Source organism: Anabaena sp. UHCC 0204 (assembly GCF_009711975.1).
Lineage (GTDB): Bacteria > Cyanobacteriota > Cyanobacteriia > Cyanobacteriales > Nostocaceae > Dolichospermum.
The window spans coordinates 156,520-163,547 of the sequence record NZ_VIKW01000010.1; the positions used below are offsets into that span (position 1 = coordinate 156,520).

General features: G+C 37.7%; 6 protein-coding genes. 1 reads left to right on the top strand and 5 read right to left on the bottom strand.

The genetic code is table 11. The features are described 5' to 3' along the window. Positions 1-354: 354 nt before the first annotated feature. The 4 genes from FJR04_RS11270 to sufB form a co-directional block, all read right to left on the bottom strand. Positions 355-1,620 carry a cysteine desulfurase gene (locus FJR04_RS11270; RefSeq protein WP_168494629.1) on the bottom strand — a complete coding sequence of 422 codons (1,266 nt, stop codon included), beginning with the start codon at positions 1,618-1,620 and terminating at the stop codon, positions 355-357. Positions 1,621-1,741: 121 nt separating this feature from the next. Beyond that, positions 1,742-3,058 carry a Fe-S cluster assembly protein SufD gene (gene sufD, locus FJR04_RS11275; RefSeq protein WP_168494631.1) on the bottom strand — a complete coding sequence of 439 codons (1,317 nt, stop codon included), beginning with the start codon at positions 3,056-3,058 and terminating at the stop codon, positions 1,742-1,744. Further along, entirely contained in the window at positions 3,058-3,843 is a 786-nt protein-coding gene (sufC, locus tag FJR04_RS11280) for a Fe-S cluster assembly ATPase SufC (protein WP_168494671.1), read from the bottom strand. Before sufC ends, sufD begins: the two co-directional genes overlap by 1 nt. A gap of 81 nt (positions 3,844-3,924) precedes the next feature. Next, complete coding sequence (gene sufB, locus FJR04_RS11285; protein WP_168494633.1) at positions 3,925-5,364, bottom strand: Fe-S cluster assembly protein SufB; 1,440 nt, start codon at positions 5,362-5,364, stop codon at positions 3,925-3,927. 230 nt (positions 5,365-5,594) lie between these two features. On the opposite strand from sufB, the gene sufR reads away from it, so the two are divergent. After that, a complete protein-coding gene (sufR, locus tag FJR04_RS11290) occupies positions 5,595-6,266 on the top strand; it encodes an iron-sulfur cluster biosynthesis transcriptional regulator SufR (protein ID WP_168494635.1) in 672 nt (223 codons plus the stop codon). Positions 6,267-6,469: 203 nt separating this feature from the next. Here sufR and FJR04_RS11295 read toward each other — a convergent pair whose 3' ends face one another. Next, positions 6,470-6,745, bottom strand: coding sequence for a hypothetical protein (locus FJR04_RS11295; RefSeq protein ID WP_168494637.1), 276 nt, complete (start codon positions 6,743-6,745; stop codon positions 6,470-6,472). Positions 6,746-7,028 lie beyond the last annotated feature (283 nt).

The window sequence follows — 7,028 nt, forward strand, 5'->3', positions numbered from 1 at the left end:
ATGGGTTACAGAATTCAATTTCTAATTTACTTTAAATTTAATCAACGAAATTGACATTATTGGATTATAATCAATATATTAGATATAATTAGTAAAATATGGAATTATCTCAGATTTGATTATTTTAGAATCGGCTTTGCTAGGTTGAAAGTATGAATTTCTTTCACGCCCAGACGCAGAGTCTCAGAGTTTAGAGAATAGAGTTTGTCAGAATATAAATTTTAATTCATATTTTGCATTGATTAAATCAAGTGGAAAAATATATTAATTTAAAATATTAATTTTAATTATAAATATTGTATTGCTCTAGAGAAAGCTATAAATCAAAAAAGGTGGGAATTACCCACCCTGTATTTACTCAGCAAACACACTAGCAAAAAAGTCCAGCGTTTCCTTTAATGCTTTGATAAAAACATCAATTTCTTCATGGGTATTGTAAAAGGATAAACTTACCCGTGCAGTTCCCGCTAAACTTAAATAACGGTGTAGTGGTTGTGTACAATGATGTCCAGAACGTATGGCCACACCTTCTTGATCTAACAAAGTTGCTAAATCATTAGCGTGAACATCTTCTGCTGTAAAAGCTGCTAATGCGGCTCTACCTTCCCCTTCAGCATTAGGTTTTGGTCCGTAGATTCTGATTTGGGGTATTTGCGCTAATTGCTCGAATAAATAAGCAGTTAATTCAGCTTCATAAGCATGGATTTTATCCATACCAATATTAGTAAGATAATCTATTGCTGTACCAAGTGCGATCGCTTCCCCAATAGCCGGAGTACCAGCTTCAAATTTATGGGGTAATTCAGCATAGGTAGAATGGTCTAAAAATACCTCTGCAATCATCTCACCACCACCGAAAAATGGCGGCATTGCTTCTAGTAATTCCAGCTTACCATACAAAAAACCAATACCAGTGGGAGCGCACATTTTATGTCCAGAAGCCACTAACCAATCACAGTCAATTTCTTGGACATCAATAGGCATATGGGGGACACTTTGGCAAGCATCAAGTAAGAATTTCGCACCGTATCTGTGAGCAATTTCAGCTATTTCTTTGGCTGGATTTATACAACCCAAAGTATTAGAAACATGAGCCACTGACACCAGTTTTGTTTTTTCAGAAATCAGTTTTTTAAACTGTTCCAAATCAAAAGTTTCTTCGGTCGTCAATTCCACAAATTTCAGAACTGCGCCTGTTTTTTGAGCAACAAATTGCCAAGGAACAATATTACTATGGTGTTCCATTACCGAGAGAATAATTTCATCTCCTGGCTGTAAATTGCCCATTCCCCAACTGTAAGCAACTAAGTTAATTGCTTCACTAGCATTGCGGGTGTAAACAATTTCTTGACGTGATTTTGCATTAATGAATTTAGCAACTTTATCCCGTGCGGCTTCATAAGCATCTGTCGCTTTTGCACTTAAAGAATGTGCGCCACGGTGAACATTAGAATTATATTGTTCGTAATAATCACGCCAAGCATTTAATACAACTAAAGGCTTTTGAGAAGTAGCCGCATTATCGAGATAAACCAGGGGTTTACCGTGAACTTCCTGATGTAAAATTGGGAAGTCAGCGCGAACTTTATCACCGAGAGATTTGGTAGAAGTGATGACCATTTTGTAGAAGAAGTTCAGAATAATATCTATAATTTAGAAAGTTCGTAGTTAGGACTTTAGTCCTAAAAATTATGCATTTGAGCGATAAATCCCTCACTACGAACTAGCAGAAAAACCACAATTACTTATTCGTGAGACTTGTGACAGTTCTCAACAAACTTTCTCGCAAAGAAGCAACAGGGATAAAGTTAATAATTTCCGTTGCGAAAGCATTAACTAATAACTTGCGGGCATCATTTTCATCAATACCGCGACTTTGCAGGTAGAATATTTCATTATCCTCCAACTGACTGACAGTAGCACCGTGAGCGCATTTAACATTATCAGCAGTGATTTCTAATTGAGGTTTGGTATCAATTCTCGACTTAGATGATAACAGCAAATTGCGGTTTAATTGAGATGCGTCAGTTAACTGCGCCAGTTTAGGAACAAAAACCTTACCATTAAATACACCATGAGCGCGATCGCCTATAATGCACTTATGTAACTGTTTACTCACACCATGAGGATGATTCAAAGATAAAGCACTGTGAGTATCAGCCAACTGACTATCAGCAATAACAGTCAAACCATTCAGCGTCGTTTCCGTTTGCTCACCAGTTTGCAAAATCTCCAAATTGTGACGTGATATTTTTCCACCAACCGTCACCGCATTACAATGATAACGACTATATCGCGCCTGAGTAACAGCAGTTTTTCCCACATGAAAAGCCGCCGCACCTTCCCGCACAATTCTATTATGACTCACCTGAGCATTTTCATTTACCCAGATTTCCGTCACACCATTAGTAAAGTAAACACCCTCATTTTGTGAAGATGAAATATACTCTTCAATTAAAGTTACTTGAGAGTTACTTTCAGCTACCACTAAAACGCGAGGTTGGGAAATAGTCGCAGACTCACCAACAACAGAAACAAATAGTAAATGAATGGGATTTTCAACCACCACATTTTTACCAACCCATACCACAGCAACATCATTTAAAGCCGCAGTATTCAGAGCAGTAAAAACTTCCTTCTCACCTTCAGCTTGCGCTAAATATTCCCGTATAACCTCACCGGGTAAAACATCTAAATTACCAACAATTAACCCAGCAGGTAAATTTTCAGTATTAGATAAATGAGGTGCATAAACACCATTTACAAATACTAAACGTTGAGAAACTTCAGGTAAAATAAAATCTTCAACAGACGTTTCATTAAACGTCCCTAAATTAAATTCTACCTTTTTTAGTGCTGATAAATCAGTAAAACGCCATTCTTCCTCGCGGGTATTGGGGATAACAGAATGACGAACCCAATTAACAGCACCGTCGCGCAAATCTTGTAACCAACCATCTGATTTTGTTGTAGTTACCCGACTTAACAAATCACTTAAAAAAGCATCTCTATCTAATAGAGACTCAGGAATAGAAGTAAGAGAAACTGGAATAGACATTACACACCCACTCCCAAAGCTTCCTCTAGAACCCAATCATAACCGCGAGATTCTAACTCCAACGCCAACTCCTTACCACCACTTCTAATAATTTGTCCCTGCGCCATAACGTGAACAAAATCAGGAACAATATAATCGAGAAGACGCTGATAGTGAGTAATCATAATTGTGGCATTTTCGGGACTTGTTAATTGATTAACCCCATTAGCGACAATTTTGAGAGCGTCAATATCTAAACCCGAATCAGTTTCATCTAAAATAGCTAACTTTGGTTCTAAAATCGCCATTTGCAGAATTTCATTCCGCTTCTTTTCTCCACCAGAAAAACCCTCATTCACACTGCGGTTAAGAAAAGAAGAATTCATCTTCACAATATCCAACTTTTCCTCAACCAAATCATCAAAATCGAAAGCGTCAACTTCCTCCAAACCCTGAGCCTTCCGACGAGAATTATAAGCAACTCGTAAAAAATCCAAATTACTCACACCGGGAATTTCCAGAGGATATTGAAAAGCTAAAAACACACCACCTCTAGCTCTGTCTGCTGCTTCCATTTCCAAAAGATTTTGTCCTTGGAAAATCACTTCCCCTCCAGTAACAGTATAAGCTGGATGTCCCGCTAACACCTTAGAAAACGTACTCTTACCAGAACCATTTGGTCCCATAATCGCGTGAACTTCCCCAGCCCGAACCTCCAAATTTAACCCCTTCAAAATCGGAGTTCCATCAACATCAGCCGTCAAACCCTTAACCGACAAAATCAAACCACTATTCTCAATAATCATCTTCTCTTCCTTCTTATCTTCTTTCTTCGCTTCCTTCGTGTCTTCGTGGTTCATTAAAAAAAGAACCTCAACGAAAACAGATCAACCCACACTACCTTCCAACTTCAGACTCAACAACTTATCAGCCTCAACAGCAAACTCCATAGGAAGCTGATTAAAAACATCCTTACAGAAACCGCTAATCATCATAGAAATAGCATCTTCCGAAGAAATACCGCGTTGAGCAAAAAAGAACAATTGATCTTCACCAATTTTAGAAGTAGAAGCCTCATGCTCAACCTTACCCGTATTATTCTGAACTTGAATATAGGGAAAAGTATTAGCTTGAGCATTATCACCAATTAACATCGAATCACATTGAGAATAATTTCTCGCACCCTTAGCAGTAGGATTAATCTTCACCAAACCCCGGTAACTATTACTAGACTTCCCAGCAGAAATTCCCTTAGAAATAATAGTGCTGCGGGTATTTTTACCAACATGAATCATCTTACTACCAGTGTCGGCTTGCTGCATATTATTTGTTAATGCAACCGAGTAAAATTCACCCACAGAATTATCACCAACCAAAACGCAACTAGGATACTTCCAAGTAATAGCAGAACCCGTTTCTACTTGAGTCCAAGAAATCTTAGAATTGACACCTTGACACAAACCACGTTTAGTCACAAAGTTGTAAATTCCGCCTTTACCATTGACATCACCAGCGTACCAGTTCTGCACAGTAGAATATTTAATTTCCGCATTATCTAAAGCCACCAATTCCACAACCGCAGCGTGTAATTGGTTGCTGTCATACATGGGTGCTGTACAACCTTCTAAATAAGAAACATAACTCCCTTCTTCGGCGACAATTAAAGTTCGTTCAAACTGTCCTGTATCACCAGAGTTAATACGGAAATATGTAGACAATTCCATTGGACATTTTAGTCCTTTAGGAATATAAACGAAAGAACCATCACTGAACACAGCCGCATTTAAAGCTGCAAAATAATTATCAGCAATGGGAACAACGCTACCCAAATATTTTTTAATTAGTTCTGGGTGTTCTTGTAGAGCTTCCGAAAAAGAACAGAAGATTACGCCTTCTTTAGCCAGTTTTTCTTTATATGTAGTGGCGACAGAAACACTATCAAAAATCGCATCAACAGCAACATTAGTTAATCGCTTTTGTTCATTTAAAGGAATACCTAATTTAGCAAAGGTTTCCAATAAAGTGGGATCAACTTCATCTAAACTGTTGAGTTTGGCTTTCTTTTGTTTCGGTGCAGAATAATAAATAATATCCTGATAATTAATAGGTGGATAATTTACATGAGACCAAGTTGGCTCTGTCATTTTCAGCCATTGGTGGTAGGCGCGGAGGCGATATTCCAACATGAATTCCGGTTCATTCTTTTTAGCGGAAATCAGGCGAACAACATCTTCGCTTAACCCACGAGGGATAGTATCGGCTTCAATATCGGTAACAAAGCCGTACTTGTAAGGTTGGTTGACTAAGGTGGTGACGGATGCGCTCATCGTTTCTTTTGTTTTCTCTTTAAAGGACGGCCGACGGGTTGCATAACGCTGACTCCCGTTTTGTGTTACCGATCGCTAACAGGACTGCTAGAATAGGTTTAACGACTAAAACAACTCGGCTGTTGTTTAATCTATTTTCATTGTACGATAGATTAACAACAACAATGTTGTTTAAGTCAAATTTTCAGAAAAAATTTTTTGGGACGTTTGCGAAGCGTCTAATAAAGAAGATGACGACTACACAGCAGACTTCAACAAAGCACGATATTTTAGAGTATTTATTGAAACACTCACAAGCAACGGCTGTTGAGTTGGCTAACTCTTTTGATGTCAGTCCCCAAGCGATTCGCCGCCATTTAAAGGATTTGGAGACGGATGAATTAGTTATATACTCAGTATCAGAACAGCCGAGTATGGGTAGACCACAGCACGTTTATCACTTGAGTAGGCGAGGAAGACAACATTTACAAAAAAGCGTTAATTACTTAAATGATAGTTATGGCGATTTTGCTGTTTCTCTTCTGGACACCTTAGCGGAAACGGTGGGGCGTGATCAAGTAAAATCTATTTTACGGAAACAGTGGGAACGCAAAGCCCAGGAATATCGGGAACGGGTGGGTAATGGTTCTTTGCAGGAACGAGTAGCAAATTTGGTAGAATTGCGAAAGGCTGAAGGTTTTATGGCGGAGTTTCACGCTATGGAATCAGATCCTAATGGTGCGGAGAGATTCATTTTTATGGAACATACCTGCGCTATTTCTAATGTTGCGGAATCTTTTCCTAGTGTCTGTGGTCATGAATTAGAAATGTTTGCGGCTATTTTACCAGATTGTACTGTAGAAAGAACCCATTCGCTGATTCATGGTGAACATCGTTGTGGTTATTTGGTGGAAAAAAGGTAGAAATAGTTGAACGCAGATGAACGCGGATAGACGCAGATAAGGAAGTCGGTTATTTTTGTTGTGGGTATTGGATGAAAATAGATGATTTGACAATGAATTGATTGGGTTTTTGCGGTGCTAAACTCCTACAGTTTAAGAATTGAAAGGGTGTGAATTTTTAGATTTTATGGATATTTCAGCGAAAAATTACCAACACAATTTATCTAAAGTCTAATATTATCCCAATTAATAACTGCAACCCAAATATTCTCTTCTGGAGAATGTTTAACCATTCCCTCTACTTCTAAATCTTCGCTATAAAAGGTCAGTGTTTGACCATCTTGTAATTCAACTTTTTGACGTGCTAAATCTTCAATTGTGCCAATACAATTTAAACGCAACCAACTTTCTTCATCAGCATTATTAAAGTCTGCAAAAATTCTCAATTTATTATTCAAATTTCGTTGATTGATCTCATTTTGAGTGTTGAAAAAATTCATTGGTGTATTCTATAGATCATCTATATAAATATTATAACTTTATAAGTTTGGTTTAGGAATTGTAGGTGTAAGCATATTACTAATTTGTTCTGGATTTAAACCAGTTAATGTTGCATGATAACCCCTCCCAGAAATTCTGATTACATTAACTACTGTATCTATATCTACGTCTCTAAATACATATTGACACCCTTTGTAGCAGAATTTCTCTTTGCAGATACCCGCTATTAGTCTGCTTTTATTGCCCAAGGATTACAATAATATGATTTAATAGTACAATACC

Coding starts and splice junctions, on each gene's coding strand:
- FJR04_RS11270 (WP_168494629.1), bottom strand. CDS start 1,620: ATGGTCATCACTTCTACCAAATCTCTCGGTGATAAAGTTCGCGCTGAC.
- sufC (WP_168494671.1), bottom strand. CDS start 3,843: ATGATTATTGAGAATAGTGGTTTGATTTTGTCGGTTAAGGGTTTGACG.
- sufR (WP_168494635.1), top strand. CDS start 5,595: ATGACGACTACACAGCAGACTTCAACAAAGCACGATATTTTAGAGTAT.
- sufB (WP_168494633.1), bottom strand. CDS start 5,364: ATGAGCGCATCCGTCACCACCTTAGTCAACCAACCTTACAAGTACGGC.
- FJR04_RS11295 (WP_168494637.1), bottom strand. CDS start 6,745: ATGAATTTTTTCAACACTCAAAATGAGATCAATCAACGAAATTTGAAT.
- sufD (WP_168494631.1), bottom strand. CDS start 3,058: ATGTCTATTCCAGTTTCTCTTACTTCTATTCCTGAGTCTCTATTAGAT.